We start from the raw sequence: 19,248 nt of genomic DNA on the forward strand, positions 1-19,248 counted from the left end.
CAAACAGTCGCAGGAACACTGGATTCACCCCTTCACACTCCCCAGCAGAAGACCTTGGATGTAGTAACGCTGCAGCGCCAGGAACAATAGCAGCACCGGAATCACCGTCACCACCGCACCGGCCATCATCAGTTCCACGTCCATGATGTGCTCGCGCGACAGCGCCGCCAGCGCCACCGGCAAGGTGTATTGCTCCTGGTCGGTCAGCACGATCAGCGGCCACATGAAGTCGTTCCACGAGCCCATGAAGGTGAAGATGGTCAGGGTGACCAGCACCGGCTTGAGCATCGGCAGCACGATCTGGAAGAAGATCCGCATCTCGCTGGCGCCGTCGATGCGTGCGGCCTCGATCAGTTCATCGGGAATGCTGCGCGCGTATTGGCGCACCAGGAAGATGCCGAACACCGTGGCCAACGCCGGCACCACCACCCCGCCGATGGTGTTGACCAGATGCAGCTGCTTCATCAGCAGGAACAGCGGCAGCATCGCCACCTGCGCCGGGATCACCAGCGCCGCCATCAGGATCTTGAAGATGCGCTCGCGGCCGACGAACTGCAGCTTGGCGAAGGCATAGCCGGCCATGGTGTTGATCAGCAGCGAGCCGAGCGTGATCAGCCCGGACACCAGCAGGCTGTTGGCGAAGTTGCGCGCCATGCCGGTGCGCGCGAACAGCTCGTGGTAGTTGGCCAGGGTGAACGCCGACGGCAGCATCGGCGGCGGAAAGCGGCTGGCCTCGCCGGTGGGCATGAAGGAGACCGACAGCATCCACAGCAGCGGCGCCAGGCTGATCAGGGCCAGCACCAGCAAGCCGCCGTTGATCAGCACGGCATTCCAGCGCGACTCGCCGACATCTCGACTCATATCAGGTCCTTCTTGCGGCCAAAGCGCAGCATCACGCTGGTCACCGCCAGGATGATCAGGAACAACAGGAACGCCACCGCCGACGCGCGGCCGAGGTTCCACCACTTGAAGCCTTCCTCGAACATGAAATACAGCACGCTGACGGTGCTCTGCAGTGGGTCGCCGCGGGTCATCACGTAGGGCTCGGCGAACAGCTGGAAATAGCCGGAGATGGTGATCACCCCGACCACCATCAGCACCGGGCCGAGCATCGGCAAGGTGATGTGCAGGAACTGCTTCCAGCGCGACGCGCCGTCGATGCGCGCGGCTTCGTACAGATCCTGCGGGATCGCCTGCAAGCCGGCCAGGAAGATCACCATGTTGTAGCCGAAGTTCTTCCACACCGCAAACAGCATGATGGTGGGCATGGCCCAGCGCGGATCGCCCAGCCAGTCGATCGGAGCGATGCCGAGATGGCTCAGCCCGAAGTTGACCAGGCCATATTTGATGTGGAACAGATAACGCCAGATCACCGCCACCGCCACCAGCGTGGTCACCACCGGGGCGAACAAGGCGGTACGGAACAACGCCTTGAAGCGCGAGGCCTTGGCGTTGAGCAGCAATGCCGCGCCCAGCGAGACGCCGATCGACATCGGCACGCCCAGCAGCACGAAATACGTGGTGTTCCACAACGACTTCCAGAACAGCGGCGTCTGCAGCAGCTCGATGTAGTTGCCCAGGCCGACGAAGCGCAGATGGCTGCTGTCGGCCAGCGCGTACAGGTCGAAGTCGGTGACGCTGAGCACCAGCGCGGCGAGCACCGGCACGCCGAAGAACATGCCCAGCACCAGGATCGACGGTGCGGCGAACACCCAGCCGGCGACGGAATTACGCTTCATCATCGTGTGGCTCCCTGGCCCGCTGCGGCAGCTGGCGCGGTGGTTTCTGCAGCAGCCGGCGCTACCGCCGGCGTAGCCGTCTCACCGGCCGGACCGACATGCCCACCCTCCTGTTCGAAGATCCAGCGGCGCTTGGCCAGGATCTCGTCCACGCGTTTATCCAGTTCCTGCACGGCCGCCTCGTGCGATTGACCGCCACGCACCACGCGCTCGGTCACCAGACGCATTTCCTGCACGATGCGCTCCCACTCCAGCACCTTGGGCGTAGCCTTGACCCGCTCCAGCTGGTCGCCGAAGGCATGCGCCAGTTCGTCGTTGGCCAGCGAAGGCAACGCCCAGGTACTGCGGCGCGGCGGCAGGTCGCCGATGATGGCGTGGAAACGCGCCTGCACCTGCGGCTGCGAGAGATATTCGATGAGCTTCCAGCTGGCGTCCTTCTGCTGCGACGACTTGAAGATCACCAGGCTGGAGCCGCCGGCAATGCCGGCGCCCAGGCCATTGGGGCCCGGCAACGGCGCGGTGCCCCACTTGCCTTCCATGCCCGGCGGCTGGCGCAGCTTGAACTCGCGCACGTTCCAGGGGCCCGACAGATAGAACGCGTAGTAGCCGTTGAAGAATTCGTACCAGACGTTGGACACCTGGGTCTCGGAGACCTTCGGCGCCCAGCCCTTTTGATACATGTTGTCGTAGAAGCCCAGCGCCTTGCGGAAGCCTTCGCCGCGGAAGTTGCCGTAGTTGTCGTGGTCGCGCAGCAGGCGGTCGTCCTGCTGCAGCGCGAACGACAGCTGCTGCTCGAACTCGTTGAGCGGCATCAGGATGGCGTAATGGTCCGGGCCGACCTTGCGCTTGATCGCGGCCATCACCTGTTCCATCTCGGCCCAGGTCTTGGGCATTTCGCTGTAGCCGGCCTCGCGCAACAGATCCTTGCGGTAGAACAGCAGCCGCGTGTCCACATACCACGGCACCCCGTACAGGGTGCCATCGAACACATTGGTGTCCCACACGCCGGGGAAATAATCGGCCGGGTCGACGATGGTCGAGCGCGCCACGTATGACTGCATCGGCTCCAGCGTGTCCAGCAGGGCGAATTCCGGCAGCCAGGTGTTGCCGAGCTGGCACACGTCCGGCAAGCCATCGGCGGCGAAGGCGGTGAGCAGTTTTTCGTGTGCCGCGGTCATTGGGATGTTCTGCACATCGACCTGGATGTCCGGATTCTGCTTCTCGAAGTCGGCCACCAGCTCGGCCACCACTTCGGCCTCCTTGCCCATCGCCCAGAAGCGCACGGTGGTCTTGGCCGGATCGGAGCGATCACATCCCGCCACACCTGCACACAGGGTGGCGGCCAACATCAACAGTTTCAAAAGGCGCACGGATTACTCGGGTTTTTGGCGTTGCGAGGGGTCTTGCTGCGCCTGGGCGGCGGCGGCACGCGATTCGGCCATGCCCAGCGCGCGCGCGGCCGCCTTCTGTTCGTCCTTCTGCGGCAGCGGCTGCGGCTCGCCTTCGGGGGTGAGCCAGCCGCCGGTGAAACCGGCGCGTTCCAGACCGGCGCGGATATAGGGGTTCTTCTTCATCACGTTCCAGACAAATTCGGTCTGGTAATTGGCGATCATGGTCAGGATCGGACCCTGGTCGATGCCGATGTAGTCGCCGGCCACCCAGCCGCGGTTCGGCACCATGCGCCCGGTCTTGAGCGGGATGTCGTAATTGAAGCTGGGGTTGAACGAATCCAGGAAGCCATAGCTGGAATACAGATAGTCGCCATAGCGCTTGTGCATTTCTTCGGTGGCCGGGATCACCACTTCCGGGGCGAACACGATCGAGGAGATCGCCGCGGTGGGTGCGATGGTGCCGTCGTCGAAGTTCTCGCGCAGGCCGGCGCCGCGCGAGGAGTAGTGGCGGAACTGGCGCTGCTCGCCACGGTATTGCTGGCTGGTGTTCTGCGGACCGTCGCCGGCGGTCAGGCCCCACACGTTCTCGCCGTAGTCCTTCCATTTCATCGGGTTGTCGATGGCGTAGTCGCGCTGGGCCAGGGTGGCGCGGCGGCTGTTGAGGAAGTAGTCGATGCCGCGTTCGCGCATGTACTGGTCCTGGATATCGCGGAAGTCGATCCAGACATGGCTGTACTGGTGGCCGAACAGCGGGCCGAAGGACAGGTATTCCTGGCCCTGGTACACGCCCCAATCGTTGTTATAGGTGCGCGTCCAGCTGGTCCACGCCTCCGGGTCCACGCCATGGGTGGGCGAGCCCAGCGCGAGGATGTACAGCATCATCGCCTCGTTGTAGCCCATCCAGTCGTGGTCGATGAAGCCGCTCTCCGGGAACCAGCCCATCGAGATCAGCGGCGCACGCTGTTGCAGCCAGCGCCAGTCCACGCGCTTGTACAGCGCGTCGGCGATCTGGCGGATTTCTTTCTCGCGCGGGTCCTCGCCGTCGTAGTACGACTGGGTGAACAACACGCCCATCATCAGCAGCGCGGTGTCCACGCTCGACAGCTCGACCCAGCTGTCGTAGCGATTGCCCTGCTGCATGTCCAGAAAGTGATAGTAAAAGCCCTTGTAGCCGGCCCTACCGGTCCGCTGCGGCCCCATCGGCGCGTCGCGGAAGAATTTGAGTGTGGTCAGGGTGCGGTCGATCGCCTGATTGCGACTGACCCAGCCGTTTTCGATGCCGATCGGATACGCGGTCAGCGCAAACCCCACCGAGGCGATGCTGGCGAACGGGCGTGACGGAAACCGGTCCGGCGACAGTCCGTTGACCTCGTTTGTGGTGTCCCAGAAGAACTGGAAGGTGCGGCGTTCGATATCCGAAAACAGTGGCGGCAGCGGCGGCTTGACCGGTTTGGGCGGCAACTGCGCCTCGATTAGGATCACTTTCACTGGCGCCTTCCTTTCGGCCACCTTGGGTTCTTCGGCCTGTTTGCAGGAGGCCAGTACCAGCGCACCCAGCAAGAGTGGAATCGTCAACCAACGCGATGTGTTGCCCCTATTCATCCGCCCCCACTTGTGTAATCGATTACATCTCGCACGCAAACCTACCCTATCCAGGCGCCGAGTTCGACCGCCCTGGCCTTGCAGCCAGGGCAGTCGACCACCTCACCAGTTCAGGCCAAAGGCCAGACGGAAGGTACGCATCGGCGATGCCAGCACACCGGTCGGCGTGCCGTAAGCCGTGTTCAAGTCCTGCAATGTTCCGGTATCGCCGTTGAAGGCGGCGTAATTGACCCAGTTGAACACGTTGAGGATATCCGCACGCACATTGAATGTGACACCTGCGCCGGTATCCCATTCTTTATTGGCGGCAATGCTGAATTCCTTGTAGCCCAGCGTGCCATCCGGCTTGAACTGGATGATGTCGCACTGGTCGTTGCCGGCAAGGCAGTTCTGGCCGTAGCGCGCGGTCTGGCTGGCCAGCGACAGCTTGCCGGACAGCTTGATCTGGTACGGCAGCTCGTAGATGCCGGTGACCACCAGGCGATTCTTCGGAATGCCGCCGGCCTCACGCCAGCCGTAGTCCTGGATGCGTTCGCGGTCCAGCGCGTAATGCTCGCCGAACTGGCGGTTTTCCTTGGCATCGGAGTAGGTGTAGGCCACCGTCAGGCCCCAGCCGGATTCTTCGTCGAAGGGCTTTTCGACCTGCAGCGCGAGCTGGTTGTTGCGGGTTTCCACGCCATTGGTGCCCAGCACGATGGCGCTGTAGCCATCCGGCCCGTCGGTCGGCACGCCCGAGGTCGTGCCCGGCTGGAAGAACGCGCCGTCCGGCAGGCGGTTGCCGCGCACGAAGGCGAAGCCGTCGTGGCTTTCGATGCGGCTCAGGGTCACGTCGGTGAACCAGTCCTGGCCCCACAGCGGCACCATGTTGCGCATGCCGATGCTGAATTGGTCCGAATACGGGGTCTTGAGGTTGTTGTCGATCAGGTAGACCTCGCGCCCACCACCGCCGGTGCTGTCGGCGGTCAGCGTGTTCAGCCCTTCCTGGCTGTTATAGGCCGGATTCCATGCCGTGCACGGGTCGCCCAGGCAGGCGGGGTTGTTGGCGCTGGTGAAGTAGTAGCTATAGGAATTGAAGGAGTTGTTGAGCTGCTCCAGGGCCAGGTAATCGAAGATGTTGCGGTCGTACGCACGGCCGGCACCGCCGTAGATCACGTGGGCCTGGTCGCCGAACAGGTCGTAGGAGGCGCCCAGACGCGGCTGCCAGGCATTCTTGAACGCCTTGCGGTTGTTGCCGGTGCTGATGAAGTCGTTGATGTCGTAGTTGGCGTTGCGCAGGTTCGGCCAGTTCTGCAACGCGCTGGCAACGTCCGAAGGGGTCACGAAATCCAGGAACGCTGGGGTTTCTTCGTAGTCGTAGCGCACGCCCAGATTCAGGGTCCAGTGCTCGTTGACCTCCCAGTCGTCCTGCAGATAGATGCCGTACTGCTTGTTCTTGGACACCACCGAGCCGCCACCTTCCACCAGCGGCGCACCGAAGCGCACCCGGTACGGCGTTTGCACGTCGGTGAGGATGTTGTAGTAGTACTGCGGGTTGGCCGGGTTGAACTGGGTCAAGTCCAGATCGATGCTCTTGAACTTCACGCCCATCTTGACGGTGTGCGCGCCATGCCATTCCAGGCTGTTCAAGGTCAAATCGTCCTGGAAGGTCCAGCCTTTCTGGCCCTTGCGCTGGAAGCTGCTGCCGGCACCGGCGGCCAGGATATCGGTCTCGTTGCCGCGCACCGGGGTGTAGCTGAGGATGTAGCCGTTGCCGTTGTTGATCGGCGCCTGGTTCCAGAACGCGCTTTCGTAGCTCAGGTTGGCTTCGTTGAGGAAGTTGGCGCCGCTGTACTGCCAGCGCAGGTTGGCGCGCTTTTCTTCCTGCCCGTTGATGCTGCCGTGCTCATAGGTCGAGGTCTGGCCGACATCGTTGAGCTCGTCTTCCTTGCGGTACTTGCCGGTCAGCTCGAACAGGTTGTTGTCGCCGATGGTCCAGTCGATCTTGCCGAAGTACAGGTCTTCCTTGAATGGCGTGCTGGAGGTCACCACCAACGGCTGCAGCTGCGCCGGCAACTGGTCGACGCGGTCGGAATAGATCGAGCCGGGAATCACCACGTTCGGCGTGGTGTATTCCTTGGCCTCGTAGGCGATGAAGAAGTGCGCCTTGTCCTTGAGGATGGGGCCGCTGAAGGTGGCGCCGTACTGGGTCTCCTCGAAGTCGTCGCGCACGCCGGCCTTCTTCTCCAGCGGGCTCTCTTCGCGCCAGCCGTCGTTGCTGGTATCCCAGAAGAAGCTGCCGTGGAAATCGTTGGTGCCGGACTTGGACGAGGCCACGATGGCTGCGCCGCTGACCTGGTCGAACTCGGCCTTGTAGTTGGAGGTGATGACCCTGTACTCGCCGATCGCCGACTGCGGGAACGGGTTGCCGCGGCTGGAATCCTGGCCGCTGACGCCGCCGGTCAGCACGTAGTTCTTCTGGCTCACGCCATCGATGTAGACGTTGGTGCCTTCGGCCGAGGTGGCGCCCGAGCGCACCTTGGTGGTGCCGTTGGCCTCGCGGGTGAACTGCACGTTCGGCACGGTGTCGGCCAGTTCCAGGAAGTTGCGCGTGGCACGCGGCAGGTTCTGGATCTGCACGTTGGAAATATATGTGGCGTTTTCGGAGGTACGGGTTTCCACCAGCACCGGCGGCGCCTTGACCTGCACCGCATCCAGCGTGGTGGCGTTACCACCCTCGGCCGTGGCCGGCTCGCCGCCGACGCCCAGATTCAGGGTTGCCGTCTGGCCGACCTGCACGGTGACGTTCTGCGAGCTGGTCTGGCCGTTGGCGGCGACATCGATCCGGTACGAACCCGGCGGCAGGCCGCCGAGCGAATAGCCGCCGTTGCTCACCTGCACGGTACGGGTCAGGCCGGTGGCCAGATTGGTCGCGGTGACCTGCGCCTGTGCGGCCGGTGCCGCGTCGACCGTGACCTGGCCGCGAATGGTGGCGCCGGTGCTTTGTGCGAACGCAGGCGCGGCGCCCAGCAGCAGGCAGCTGGCCAGGGCACAGCTGAGCAGCTTGCGCGCGGGGTGCGCGGAATGGGGGTGGTGATGGTGCATGGTCCCTCCAGGGATCGGTACAGATTGTTGTTGTGGTCGTGCGGTAGTGCAGGAACGACCGCTGCGGGGGAGCAGCGGGAGCGGACAGAACGTCCGCGAAAAGGTCAGGTGCCCGGCGTGCCGGCACCGCAGGACGCGCGGATCACCAGCTCGGGCGTGAGCAGCTGGCGCATGCCGTCGTCGGCGCCCGGCGCTTCGACCAGCCGCATCAGCCGGGTCATCGCCTGCTCGCCGAGCCGCGCGATGCTGACCCGCATGGTGGTCAGCGGCGGATGGACGAAGCGGGCCAGCGGGATGTCGTCGAAACCGGCCAGGGCGACATCGCCGGGCACCGACACGCCGGCCTGGGCAAAGGCGTAACGGCAGCCGAGCGCGGTCATGTCGTTGGCCGCGAAGACCGCATCGGGCAATGCGCCCGCAGCCAGCATTGCCAGCCCGGCGCGGTGGCCGGACGCTTCGTCGAACTCGCCGGCATACTCGATTCCCTGCGCCTGCTCGCCGAATCCGGCAATCGCATCGCGGAAGCCGCGCAGGCGCTCACGCGCATCGACATTGAGCGCCGGCCCGCCGATGAAGGCGATCCGCCGGTGACCTGCGCGCAGCAGATGCTCGGTCATGGTCATGGCGCCGGCATGGTCGTCGGTGCTCAGCACCGGATAGCCCGCACCGGGCAGGTGCGCATTGATCAGCACCGTCGGCAGCGACTGCGGCAGGTTGTCGGTGAGGAAGCCCGGCTGCTCGGCGTACGGTGATAGGACCAGCAGGCCATCCACGCGCCCCCGCATCGAGCGCAGTGCCCGGCCCTGGGCTTCCGGATCGCCGTGATAGCTGGACACCAGCAGGTGCTGCCCGGCAGCGCGTGCCGCGCCATCGATACCGCGGATCAGCTCGGAAAAGAATTCGCCATACAGATCGGGCAGCACCACGCCCAGCGTCTGCGACCGCCGGCTGCTCAGACTGCGGGCGGCAGCATGCGGGCTGTAGCGCAGACGTTCGGCCACCGCCATGACCTGCCGACGCACAGCCCCGGCGACGTTGTCATGCCCGTTGAGCGCGCGCGACACCGTGGCCACGGAGACCTGTGCTTCGCGAGCGACATCTTTGATGGTGACCGCACCTTTGGCCATGCGTGTCGCCCTCCGTAACCGACTTCCCAAAACTGGCGCGGACTGTAAGCGTTTTCATACAGGGGCGTAAACCCCCATCTTCACATGCGTGAAAACACTTACAGATCAACTAGCTGCAAGTGATGAATGCGTGAATTAATGTGCTGCGACGCAACAAAACAGTACCCATGGGCCCACAACCGAAGCAGAACGCGGATCACGCTTGGGGCAGTTTGTTCCGCCATGTCAGGGGACAGTCGACCCCGTAGGAGCGCACCTGGGCGCGATGGGGCGTTACCGGTAAAGCTTCGTCGCGCCCAGGTGCGCTCCTACGACGGCTGCCCTGGTTACCCCGCCTCACCCGGCGCGAAGGCCTCGATCGACAAGGCATGGATATCGGTCTGCATCATCTCGCCCACCGCGGCATAGACCGCGCGGTGCCGCGCCAGCGGCGGCTTGCCGACGAAGGCGGCGCTGACCACGCGCACATTGAAATGCCCACGCCCGTCGCGCGCGCCCACATGCCCGGCGTGGCGATGGCTGTCGTCCACCACTTCCAGCTCGGTTGGCGCCAGCGCCGCCTGCAGCGCGGTGCGGATCCGCTCTGCCCGGCTCATGGCAGCACCCGGCGGAACGGACGCACCTCGGTGCGGGCGTAGACGCCTGCCTCGACATACGGATCGGCATCGGCCCAGGCGCGGGCGTCGTCCAGCGCGTCGAATTCGGCGATGACCACGCTGCCGCTGAAACCGGCCGGGCCTGGATCCTCGGCATCGATCGCCGGACATGGCCCGGCCACCAGCAGGCGCCCTGCCGCCGCCAACGCCTGCAAACGCGCCAGATGCGCCGGTCGGGCCTGCTGCCGGGCCGCCAGTGCGTCGGCGCCGTCATACCCTTCGATTACGAACCACACACGCCACCTCACCCAGAACTTGAAGATCACCCAGGGGATTCTAGCCGGCCCGGCGCTGGACACCGCCCCCGCGCACGCATTACCCTTGGCGCCACTGCACACGCAACCGGACGCAGCGGCCCGTCGGCACAGGCTCAACGCTGTTCTCGACGACCGATTCGCTGCCCACCGCCGGCTCGCGTAGACGACCTCCTCGCTGTTCCGTCGCCGCATGCCACGCGGCGCACGTTGTATGTGGATTTGTGGGAACGTGCCGGCCCAGGCACGACTTTGATCGCAATAACTCAAGGCAAAGCCCTGCAGGCGCGGCTCAGATCGCAGCCGGCGACCGTAAGACCCGATGTCGACCTGATGAATTCCGAACTCGCGCACGACGCGAATCCGCCAGCCACGAGCGCGCCGCCACAGCAGCAGGAAATGCCGCTGGCGGTGGTGCATGGGCAACCGGTGTTGCAGATCCCGCAGGATCTGTATATCCCGCCGGACGCGCTGGAAGTCATCCTGGATGCCTTCGAAGGTCCGCTGGACCTGCTGCTGTACCTGATCCGCCGGCAGAATCTGGACATCCTGGACATCCCCGTCGCCGAGATCACCCGGCAGTACGTGGATTACATCAATGTGATGCAGGAGCTGCGCTTCGAACTGGCGGCGGAATACCTGGTGATGGCCGCGATCCTGGCCGAGATCAAGTCGCGCATGCTGTTGCCGCGCCCGCCCAGCCAGGATGGCGAAGAAGAAGACCCGCGCGCCGGACTGGTGCGCCGCCTGCAGGAATACGAGCGCTTCAAGCAGGCTGCCGAGGACCTGGACACGCTACCTCGCATGGGCCGCGACAACGCCCCGGTGCAGGCGCATCTGCCCGAGCGCGCCGCGGTCAAGCTGCCGCCGCCGGTGGAACTGAAAGAAATGCTGATGGCGCTGTACGACGTGCTCAAACGCGCCGAGCTGTTCACCGGGCACGCGATCAAGCGCGAGGCGCTGAGCGTGCGCCAGCGCATGGGCGATGTGCTCAGCCGCCTGGACGATGGCAAGTTCTACCGTTTCGAATCGCTGTTCACGGCCGAAGAAGGCAAGCTCGGCGTGCTGGTCACCTTCCTGGCGCTGCTCGAATTGGCCAAAGAGCAGTTGCTGGACATCGTGCAGGAAGCGCCGCTGGCGCCGATCTACGTGAAGTCGCTGGCGTTGGGAAATACCAATGCGCCGCTGCAATTCTCCAGCGAATTCGATGACAGCGATGCCGCCAACGAACCTATCTGAAGCCGATCACCGAATGGATCAAGCGCTGATCACCCGCATCATCGAAGCCGCCCTGTTGGCGAGCAGCCAGCCGCTGACGCTGGCACAGCTGCAGGGGCTGTTTCCAGAGGAAGAGCCGGCACCGCCCGACAGCGTCGAGCGCGCACTGGAATTGCTGCGCGAGGCCTGCGCCGAGCGCGGCGTGGAACTGGTCGAAGTGGCCTCGGGCTTCCGCTTCCAGGTCAAGGCCGAGGTGCACGGCTGGGTGGCCCGGCTGTGGACCGAACGCCGCACCAAGTACACCCGCGCCACGCTGGAAACCCTGGCGCTGATCGCCTACCGCCAACCGATCACCCGCGGCGAGATCGAGCAGGTGCGCGGCGTGGCGGTCAGCAGCAATATCATCCAGGCGCTGGAAGAGCGCGAATGGATCCGCGTGGTCGGCCACCGCGACGTGCCCGGCAAGCCGGCGCTGTTCGGCACCACCAAGAGCTTTCTGGATTACTTCGGGCTCAAGCGGCTGGACGAGCTGCCGCCATTGTCCGAGTTGAAGGACATTGCCGAGCTCGAACCGCAGCTGCCGCTGGACCGCGATGGCCAGCTGGACGGCGCAGTCCCGGCCTCGGCATCGATGCGGGCCGAGCAGGATGCGGCGGATGCTGATGCAGCCGACGCCGGCGCCGGTGACACGGATGCAGATGCCGATGTGGGCGACACACCCTCAACGGCAGATGCCGGCACCACACCGGCTGAGTCCAGCGACAACGGCACCGCTCCGGCTGATGAAGAGAACGCCGCCCCCGCCGATAACGGCAATGAGTCAGACGACGACATCGAGGATGCTGCTGCGCAGCCCAGCAGCGCAGCTGATGAGGCGTCGGAGATCGAGCAGGAGCAGCACCGGCACGACGCCGGCAGCCGCGATGCCGACGAGCAGCACCCAGGCACACCGCAGCACCCCGAGCCCGCCTCGGCGCAGGACCCGAATACGCACCACCCCGATGCCGCCCGCGAGGGCGACCCCGACACCGCGCCGGGCACGCGCGCGGATGCAGTGAACGAAGACGAAGACAACGCCGTCGCGACGACGACCGTGGCTGTTGACGAAGCCGATTCCGACCCAGAGGCCGACCCAGAGCGCGTCGGCCGGAGCCAGACACATGAGTGACACCCCCCGCAAGCTGTCGTTGAACAAGCTTTCCCTCAAGCGCGACAGCGCGCCCGAAGCGCCCAAGCTGGAAGAGCGCCTGCACAAGGTGCTGGCCCAGGCCGGCCTGGGCTCGCGCCGCGCGCTGGAACAGCGCATCGCCGATGGCCTGATCAAGGTCAATGGCGCCCTCGCGCAGACCGGCATGTCGGTGCGCAGCGGCGACAAGATCGAGCTGGATGGCCGCAGTTTCGTGGCCAGCGCGCTGACCGAGCCGTCGCGCGTGCTGATCTACAACAAGCCCGAAGGCGAAGTGACAACGCGCGAAGATCCCGAAGGCCGCCCGACCGTATTCGAGTCGCTGCCGGCACTGAAGGGCTCGCGCTGGATCGCCATCGGCCGCCTGGACATCAACACCACCGGCCTGCTGCTGCTCACCACCGACGGTGAACTGGCCAACGCGATGATGCATCCCTCCTACGAGGTCGAGCGCGAATACGTGGTGCGCGTGCGCGCCCCGGAAGGCGAAGAAAAGGTCTCCGACGCCATCATCGAGCGCCTGTCGCGCGGCGTGTTGCTGGAAGACGGCGGCGCCAAGTTCGACGAGATCGAACGCATCGGCGGCACCGACTCGCACGACTGGTTCCGCGTGGTGGTCAAGGAAGGTCGCAACCGCGAAGTGCGTCGCCTGTGGGAGTCGCAGGGCTGCCAGGTCAGTCGCCTCAAGCGCAGCCGCTACGGCAAGATCTCGCTGCCGCGCGAACTGCTGCGTGGGCAGTCCATCGAAGTGGCGCAGGACAAGGTCGACAGCCTGCGTGCCGAACTCAAGCTGGAAGAAGGCGCGCCGTCGGCGCTGACGCTGCAGCCGGTGATCGGCCAGCGCCGCGCCGCCAAGTCCACCGTGCACGTCTCGCGCGATGGCCGCAGCAATGCCTACGTCAACGGCCAGACCTCCGGCGCCGATGAAGGCCGCGAGCTGCGCCGTTTCGACAACCTGCGCGAAGACCGCGGCGGCCGTGGTGGCCGCGGCAAGCCCGGCGGTTTCAAGGGCGGCCTGACCGTCAGCGGCGAAGCCGCAGCCCGGCAGTCGCAGCAGCGCCCGTTCAAGCAGCGTGGCCCGGCCAAGGGTGATCGCTCGTTGCCGGACGGCAACCCGGCCGCGTTCCGCAGCTGGTATGTGCCCGATGGCGTCAGCACCGGCCCGAGTGGCCATCGCAATGCCGGCCCCGGTGGCAACAGCACCGGCCAGGCGCGCCCGTACGCGAAGAAGGGTCCGGGCAGTGCACGTCCGGGTGCCGGCGGCGGCCAGGGTCAGGGACGCGGCGGTGCCGGTGGTCAGGGCCAGGCGCAAGGCCAGGGGCAGCGCAAGCATCCCTACGGTCATCCGGGTAACGCGCCGATCTTCCCGTCCGACCACGCCAACCCGGGCTTCAGCCCGTATGGCGCAGCGCGTCCTGCCGGTCGCCCCAGCGGCGGCCGTCCGGGTCCGGGCGGCAATCGCGGCCCGGCATCGGCCAATCGTGGCCCCGGCGGCCCGGGTGGTGGCGCGCGTGGTCCCGGTGGTCCCGGCGGCGCTCCGCGCGGTCCGGGCGGCCGTCCGCCGGGCGGTGGCAACCGTCGCCCGCCCGGTGGCGGCAATCGCGGTCGCTAAGTCCTGGCGGCGGACACCTGCAATAAAAAGCGGCCCTGCGAAGGGCCGTTTTCATATGCGCCTGCCGGCGGCGTGACAGCAGGTCGAGCGCCACGAGCCAGGACTGCAGCAAGATTGCCTGCACATTCGGCTCGACGATCGTGGCATCGGGCAATCGGCAGGTACCCGGTCATCGCAACACGCGCCCGCAGGCGCGCGCGGTCTTGATTGAACGGCTTACTTGCGGCGCTCGATCACGAAGTTGCCGACGTTGACGCCCAGGTCCACGCCCTCGCCGGTACCGGCCAGGGCCAGGGAGATGTCGCCCTTGGTGACTACCTGGGCGGTACTGGACTTCACCACGCCCGCATGCGCTTCAACCGCTGCGTAAGTGCCGAACAGATCGTCCAGGCTGTACGCACCGGAGAAGGAGCCGCGGCCACCGGTGATCTTCGACTTGCCCACCGTCAGGCCGCCGCCCTTGCTGGAGATCTTGACCGGAATCACCGCGCCGTTGTCGCACTTGATGGTGCCAGTGCCGCTGGCGGTCTTGTAGAACACCGACCAGCCGGACAGGTTGAACGAGAGCTGGCAGTCGATATTGCCGGCGGCCTGCGCCTGCGGAGCCAGCGTTGCGGCGCCGAGCAGCGCGAGAAGAGACAGTGACCTGATCATGTGTGCGGTGCCGGTGGTGGAAGTGGCGCGAGACTAGCAGCGCCGATGTGGCAGCCGCGACAACGCCCACCGCCCTGCGCTGATGCTGTTCAGCCCAGCATTAGCTGGCGGCGCGCGGCGTCGGGGCTGCTGCAAATCGTGGCCACGGCATGGGATCATGTCGGCATGTCACGCCCTGCCCTCCTGCTGTTTGTCGCCGCCCTGGTGTCGCCGCCTGCGCATTGCGCCCAAGCCATTCCAACCCAGGCCTATACCGTGGTGCGCAGTTATCCGCACGACACCAGCGCGTTCACCGAAGGCCTGTTCTATCGCGATGGCTATCTCTACGAAAGCACCGGCGAGCTGGGCCAGTCGCGGGTGCGCAAGGTCGAGCTGGAGACCGGCCGGGTGGTGCAGCAGGCGCAGACGCCGCTTCCCTACTACGGCGAAGGCATCGTGGCCTGGGAAGACCGGCTGATCCAGCTGACCTGGCGCAACCAGCGCGGCTTCATCTACGACCTGGCTACGCTGGCGCCACGCGCACAGTTCAGCTATCCCGGCGAGGGGTGGGCCCTGACCAGCGATGCGCACACCATCTACATGAGCGACGGCAGCGCGCGCATCCGCAAGCTCGATCCGCAGAGCCTGACGCAGACCGGCAGCATCACCGTCACCGCACGCGGCCGGCCGCTGGACAATCTCAACGAGCTGGAATGGGTCAAGGGCCAGCTGCTGGCCAACGTCTGGCTGACCACCCGCATCGCGCGCATCGACCCGGCCAGCGGCAAGGTCATCGCCTGGATCGACCTCAAGGCGCTGGTACCGGCGGCGGACACCCTGACCGACCCGGCCAATGACGTGCTCAACGGCATCGCCTACGACGCCGAGCACGACCGCCTGTTCGTCACCGGCAAGCGGTGGCCGAAGATCTATGAGATCAAGGTGGGTGAGTAGCCGGGCATTGGTGAGTAGCCGGGATTGGGGATTCGGCATTGGGGATTGGTAACAGCGGGCGCGCTGACACCTGAGCGGCAGCGGCTTGCACCAATCCCGAATCACGAATCCCGAATCCCGAATTTATCGGCATCCAGCATCGCCGGGAAACGGGCGCGGTGGTCGGCCAGGGCGGCGGCGCTGATGGTGGTGGTGACCACCTGTTCGCGTTCGCGGATTTCTACCTGCGGCTGGCCGAGGAAATCGATCACCGCGCTGTCGCCGGCGTAGTGCAACTGATTGCCGTCCACGCCGATGCGGTTGACGGCGGCGACGAAGCACAGGTTTTCGATCGCGCGCGCGCGCAACAGCGTCTTCCAGGCGTAGGCGCGTGCCGACGGCCAGTTGGCCACGAACAGCTGCAGGTCGAAATCCAGCTGGCCCGGGCGCTCCACATCGAAGCGGTTGCGGCAGAACACCGGAAAACGCAGGTCGTAGCAAACCTGCGGATTGATCCGCCAGCCCTTCCAGTCGATGCAGAGGCGCTCGCGGCCGGCCGCGTAACGCAGATGCTCCTTGCCGAAGCGGAACAGGTGGCGCTTGTCGTAGTACTGCAGCGCCCCGTCCGGCGTGGCCCACAACAGACGATTGAACACGCCGTCTTCGGTGCGCAACTGCACGCTACCGGTCACCGCCGCCCCCAACCGCGCCGCCTGCGCGCGCATCCAGTCCACGGTCGGCCCGTCCATGCCTTCGGCCTTGTCGATGGCATCGTTGGAAAACCCGCTGGTGAAGGTCTCCGGCAGGATCACCAGATCGCTCTGCCCGGCCAGCGGCTCCAGCAATCCAGCGTAATAGTCGCGATTGCCAGCCGGGTCATGCCAGCGGGTATCGCCTTGGATCAGGGAGATGCGAAGGTCGGTCATTGAAGGCTCGGGATTCGGGATTCGGGAGTGGGGATTCGAATGGCGGGTCTCGGGCAGCTTTCTGTCGTCGGGCATTTCGCGAACTCATCAACAAACGACCAACCGCCGTTACGAATCCCCACTCCCGACTCCACCATCCCGGCTCGTCAGAGCCGCTGCAAACGCTCGATCGCCGCATCCAATGTCGCATCGATCTTGGCGAAGCACAGCCGCGCCAAACGCTGACCAGCCGGGGCATTCTCATAGAACGGCGACAACGGAATCGCGGCCACGCCCTTCTCGATCGTCAGCCACTTCACGAATTCGGTATCGGGCAGATCGCTGATCGCCGAGTAATCCACCAGCTGGAAATAGCCGCCGGGCACCGGCAGCGGCTTCAGGCGGGTGGTCAGCAGCTGCTCGCGGAAGCGGTCGCGCTTGGCCTGGTAGAACGCGCCCAGCTGCTCGTCGTGCTCGGGCTCGTCGCGGATCATCGCGGCGAAGGCGTGCTGGGCCGGGCCAAAGCTGGTGAAGGTGTTGTACTGGTGCACCTTGCGGAATTCGGCGGTGAGCGCCGGCGGGGCGATCGCATAGCCGATCTTCCAGCCGGTGCAATGGTAGGTCTTGCCGAAACTGGAGATCACGAACGCGCGGTCGCGCAACTCCGGCCAGCGCAGCACCGACTCGTGGCGGCGGCCGTCGAACACGATGTGTTCGTAGACCTCGTCGGAGAGCAGGAAGATGTCGGTGCCACGCAGCAGTTCGGTCAGCGTCTGCAGGTCGGCGGCCGAGAGCATCGCGCCGGACGGGTTATGCGGCGAGTTGATCATCAGCAGGCGCGTCTTCGGCGTGATCGCCGCGCGCAGCGCGTCCCAGTCCACGGCGAAGGTCCGCGGGTGCAGCGCCACGTGCACCGCGCGCGCGCCGGCCAGATCGATTGCCGGCTCGTAACAGTCGTAGGCCGGGTCCAGCACGATGACCTCCTCGCCTGCGCGCACCACTGCGTGGATGGCGTTGAAGATCGCCTCGGTGGCGCCGCTGGTGACGGTGATCTCGCTGTCGGCATCGACCTGCGCGCCGTAGCAACACTGCGCCTTGCCGGCGATGGCCTGGCGCAGCGCGGCCACGCCGGTCATCGGTGGGTACTGGTTGTGGCCGGCCGCCATGGCCTTGGTCAGTTCGTCGACCAGCCGCCGCGGCACCGCGAAATCGGGAAAGCCCTGGCCCAGGTTGACCGCGCCGTGCTCGGCCGCCAGCTGCGACATGACGGTGAAGATGGTGGTGCCCACCTTGGGCAGCTTGGTCGTGAGGGGCATCGCGCCAGTCCGGTCAGCAATCGGGGGACCGCGAGTGTACGCAAAGCGACCCGGCCGGTGCGCCAGGCGCCATGCAAAACAGCGTTCCCGGACACATCACGCCGCGCGCATGCGCCCCGGCGGCGGCCATCGTCGTTACAATGCGCGCCCTGCTTCACAGCGTGTTGCGCCGGTTGCCTGTTGGCGATGGCCCGACACCCGCTCGCCCACCCCATGCCGTCCTGCGACGGGAGTCCGCTGCGCCGATGATCGAACCGCTGCACACTGCGCCCCCGCTGCTGGCGGCGCGCGCGCTGGCCTTCAGCCGCAACGAAGAGCCGGTGTTCGGCCCGCTGGATTTCCACGTGGATGCCGGCGAAGCCCTGCTGGTGCAGGGCGACAACGGCGCCGGCAAGACCACGCTGCTGCGGGTGCTGGCCGGGCTGCTGCAGGTGGAGCGTGGGCAGATCCAGATCGACGGCAAGACCGCGCGGCGCGGCGACCGCAGCCGCTTCATGGCCTACCTGGGCCACCTGCCCGGCCTGAAGGCCGACCTCAGCACGCTGGAGAACCTGCATTTCCTGTGCGGCCTGCATGGCCGCCGGGCCAAGCAGATGCCCGGCAATGCGCTGGCCATCGTGGGCCTGGCCGGTTACGAGGATGCGCTGGTGCGGCAACTGTCTGCCGGCCAGCGCAAGCGCCTGGCGCTGGCGCGGCTGTGGCTTTCGCCGGCTCCGTTGTGGCTGCTGGACGAGCCCTACGCCAACCTGGACCTGGACGGCATCACCCTGGTCAACCGGATGATTTCCGCGCACCTGCGCGGCGGTGGCGCGGCACTGGTCACCACCCACGGCGCCTACGCGGCACCGCCGGTGCGCACCCGCATGCTCACCCTGGAGGCCGCGGCATGACGCCGTCATCGCAGCCGTCCTTGCTGCAAGCGGCCCGCGCGCTGCTGCGTCGCGATCTGCAATTGCTGTGGCGCCGTCGCAGCGACGCACTGCAGCCGGCGCTGTTCGCGCTGCTGATCGTGGTGCTGTTCGCGCTGGGGCTGGGGGGGCGCCCGGACCTGCTGGCACAGGCCGCACCGGCGGTGCTGTGGCTGTCGGTACTGCTGGCCGGCCTGCTGTCGCTGGATGCCTTGTTCCGCAGCGACGTGGAGGACGGCTCGATGGAGCAATGGTTGCTGGCGCCGGTGCCGCTGGCGTGGCTGATCGCGGTGCGCGTGCTGCTGCATTGGGCCACCAGCGCGCTGCCGTTGATCGCGGTGACGCCGCTGCTGGGCGAATTGCTGCACCTGCCACATGACCAACTCCCGGTGCTGCTGGCATCGTTGGCGCTGGGCACACCGCTACTGAGCCTGCTCGGCGCAGTGGTCGCGGCGCTGACGGTCACCATGAAACGCTCTGGTATTCTGGTGGCGTTGCTGGCGTTGCCGCTGTACGTGCCGGTGCTGGTGTTCGGTGCCGGCAGCGTGGCGGCCAGCGGGCAAGGACAGGATGCGGTGGGTGCGTTGTTGTTGCTGGGCGCAGGGTTGGTGATCGGCATCGTGCTGGCACCGCTGGCGGCGGCAGCGGCGATCCGGATCTCGCTCAGCTGATCGACGTTGCAGATGC

Annotated in this window: 17 protein-coding genes; 6 read left to right on the forward strand and 11 right to left on the reverse strand. The window is 66.0% G+C overall.

What is annotated here, in order from left to right; genetic code table 11:
* Nucleotides 1-24: 24 nt before the first annotated feature.
* The 8 genes from XCSCFBP4642_RS0112445 to XCSCFBP4642_RS0112480 form a co-directional block, all read right to left on the reverse strand.
* Entirely contained in the window at nucleotides 25-861 is an 837-nt protein-coding gene (locus tag XCSCFBP4642_RS0112445) for a carbohydrate ABC transporter permease (RefSeq protein ID WP_029220070.1), read from the reverse strand.
* The gene (locus XCSCFBP4642_RS0112450) at nucleotides 858-1,742 is read right to left on the reverse strand and encodes a carbohydrate ABC transporter permease (protein WP_029220071.1); all 885 of its coding nucleotides are present in this window, start codon (nucleotides 1,740-1,742) and stop codon (nucleotides 858-860) included. Before XCSCFBP4642_RS0112450 ends, XCSCFBP4642_RS0112445 begins: the two co-directional genes overlap by 4 nt.
* Complete coding sequence (locus tag XCSCFBP4642_RS0112455) at nucleotides 1,739-3,109, reverse strand: sugar ABC transporter substrate-binding protein (protein ID WP_029220072.1); 1,371 nt, start codon at nucleotides 3,107-3,109, stop codon at nucleotides 1,739-1,741. Before XCSCFBP4642_RS0112455 ends, XCSCFBP4642_RS0112450 begins: the two co-directional genes overlap by 4 nt.
* 3 nt (nucleotides 3,110-3,112) lie before the next feature.
* Nucleotides 3,113-4,732 carry a glucoamylase family protein gene (locus XCSCFBP4642_RS24765; RefSeq protein WP_033898321.1) on the reverse strand — a complete coding sequence of 540 codons (1,620 nt, stop codon included), beginning with the start codon at nucleotides 4,730-4,732 and terminating at the stop codon, nucleotides 3,113-3,115.
* A gap of 102 nt (nucleotides 4,733-4,834) precedes the next feature.
* Nucleotides 4,835-7,813: a TonB-dependent receptor gene (locus XCSCFBP4642_RS0112465; protein WP_029220073.1), complete on the reverse strand. Its 2,979-nt coding sequence runs from the start codon at nucleotides 7,811-7,813 to the stop codon at nucleotides 4,835-4,837.
* Between the two features lie 104 nt (nucleotides 7,814-7,917).
* Nucleotides 7,918-8,940 carry a LacI family DNA-binding transcriptional regulator gene (locus XCSCFBP4642_RS0112470; RefSeq protein WP_029220074.1) on the reverse strand — a complete coding sequence of 341 codons (1,023 nt, stop codon included), beginning with the start codon at nucleotides 8,938-8,940 and terminating at the stop codon, nucleotides 7,918-7,920.
* Between the two features lie 326 nt (nucleotides 8,941-9,266).
* Nucleotides 9,267-9,536 (reverse strand): BolA family protein, encoded by a 270-nt coding sequence (locus XCSCFBP4642_RS0112475; protein ID WP_029220075.1) that lies wholly within the window; start codon nucleotides 9,534-9,536, stop codon nucleotides 9,267-9,269.
* On the reverse strand, nucleotides 9,533-9,832 hold the full coding sequence (locus tag XCSCFBP4642_RS0112480) for a YciI family protein (RefSeq protein ID WP_029220076.1): 300 nt from the start codon (nucleotides 9,830-9,832) through the stop codon (nucleotides 9,533-9,535). Before XCSCFBP4642_RS0112480 ends, XCSCFBP4642_RS0112475 begins: the two co-directional genes overlap by 4 nt.
* Nucleotides 9,833-10,060: 228 nt before the next feature.
* On the opposite strand from XCSCFBP4642_RS0112480, the gene XCSCFBP4642_RS0112485 reads away from it, so the two are divergent.
* Genes XCSCFBP4642_RS0112485 through XCSCFBP4642_RS0112495 form a run of 3 tightly spaced genes read left to right on the forward strand, consistent with a single transcriptional unit; the run spans nucleotide 10,061 to nucleotide 13,866 of the window.
* Nucleotides 10,061-11,089 (forward strand): segregation and condensation protein A, encoded by a 1,029-nt coding sequence (locus XCSCFBP4642_RS0112485; protein ID WP_029220077.1) that lies wholly within the window; start codon nucleotides 10,061-10,063, stop codon nucleotides 11,087-11,089.
* Complete coding sequence (gene scpB, locus XCSCFBP4642_RS0112490) at nucleotides 11,067-12,236, forward strand: SMC-Scp complex subunit ScpB (protein ID WP_228325632.1); 1,170 nt, start codon at nucleotides 11,067-11,069, stop codon at nucleotides 12,234-12,236. Before XCSCFBP4642_RS0112485 ends, scpB begins: the two co-directional genes overlap by 23 nt.
* Nucleotides 12,229-13,866, forward strand: a complete 1,638-nt coding sequence (locus XCSCFBP4642_RS0112495) for a pseudouridine synthase (RefSeq protein WP_029220079.1) — start codon at nucleotides 12,229-12,231, stop codon at nucleotides 13,864-13,866. Before scpB ends, XCSCFBP4642_RS0112495 begins: the two co-directional genes overlap by 8 nt.
* A 216-nt stretch (nucleotides 13,867-14,082) precedes the next feature.
* Here the strand turns inward: XCSCFBP4642_RS0112495 and XCSCFBP4642_RS0112500 are convergent, their stop codons facing one another.
* Nucleotides 14,083-14,520, reverse strand: coding sequence for a hypothetical protein (locus tag XCSCFBP4642_RS0112500; RefSeq protein ID WP_029220080.1), 438 nt, complete (start codon nucleotides 14,518-14,520; stop codon nucleotides 14,083-14,085).
* Nucleotides 14,521-14,685: 165 nt separating this feature from the next.
* Here XCSCFBP4642_RS0112500 and XCSCFBP4642_RS24770 point away from each other — a divergent pair, with 165 nt between their 5' ends.
* Nucleotides 14,686-15,453 (forward strand): glutaminyl-peptide cyclotransferase, encoded by a 768-nt coding sequence (locus XCSCFBP4642_RS24770; protein ID WP_033898323.1) that lies wholly within the window; start codon nucleotides 14,686-14,688, stop codon nucleotides 15,451-15,453.
* Between the two features lie 101 nt (nucleotides 15,454-15,554).
* Here XCSCFBP4642_RS24770 and XCSCFBP4642_RS0112510 read toward each other — a convergent pair whose 3' ends face one another.
* Both XCSCFBP4642_RS0112510 and XCSCFBP4642_RS0112515 read right to left on the reverse strand, forming a co-directional pair.
* Nucleotides 15,555-16,358 (reverse strand): amidohydrolase, encoded by an 804-nt coding sequence (locus tag XCSCFBP4642_RS0112510; protein ID WP_029220081.1) that lies wholly within the window; start codon nucleotides 16,356-16,358, stop codon nucleotides 15,555-15,557.
* Between the two features lie 146 nt (nucleotides 16,359-16,504).
* Nucleotides 16,505-17,653, reverse strand: coding sequence for a pyridoxal phosphate-dependent aminotransferase (locus XCSCFBP4642_RS0112515; protein WP_029220082.1), 1,149 nt, complete (start codon nucleotides 17,651-17,653; stop codon nucleotides 16,505-16,507).
* Between the two features lie 245 nt (nucleotides 17,654-17,898).
* Between XCSCFBP4642_RS0112515 and ccmA the strand changes: the two genes are divergently transcribed.
* Nucleotides 17,899-18,543: a heme ABC exporter ATP-binding protein CcmA gene (ccmA, locus tag XCSCFBP4642_RS0112520; RefSeq protein ID WP_029220083.1), complete on the forward strand. Its 645-nt coding sequence runs from the start codon at nucleotides 17,899-17,901 to the stop codon at nucleotides 18,541-18,543.
* Complete coding sequence (ccmB, locus tag XCSCFBP4642_RS0112525; protein WP_029220084.1) at nucleotides 18,540-19,232, forward strand: heme exporter protein CcmB; 693 nt, start codon at nucleotides 18,540-18,542, stop codon at nucleotides 19,230-19,232. Before ccmA ends, ccmB begins: the two co-directional genes overlap by 4 nt.
* The last annotated feature ends 16 nt before the right edge of the window (nucleotides 19,233-19,248 follow it).

Origin of the sequence: Xanthomonas cassavae CFBP 4642 (genome assembly GCF_000454545.1) — a bacterium.
Lineage (GTDB): Bacteria > Pseudomonadota > Gammaproteobacteria > Xanthomonadales > Xanthomonadaceae > Xanthomonas > Xanthomonas cassavae.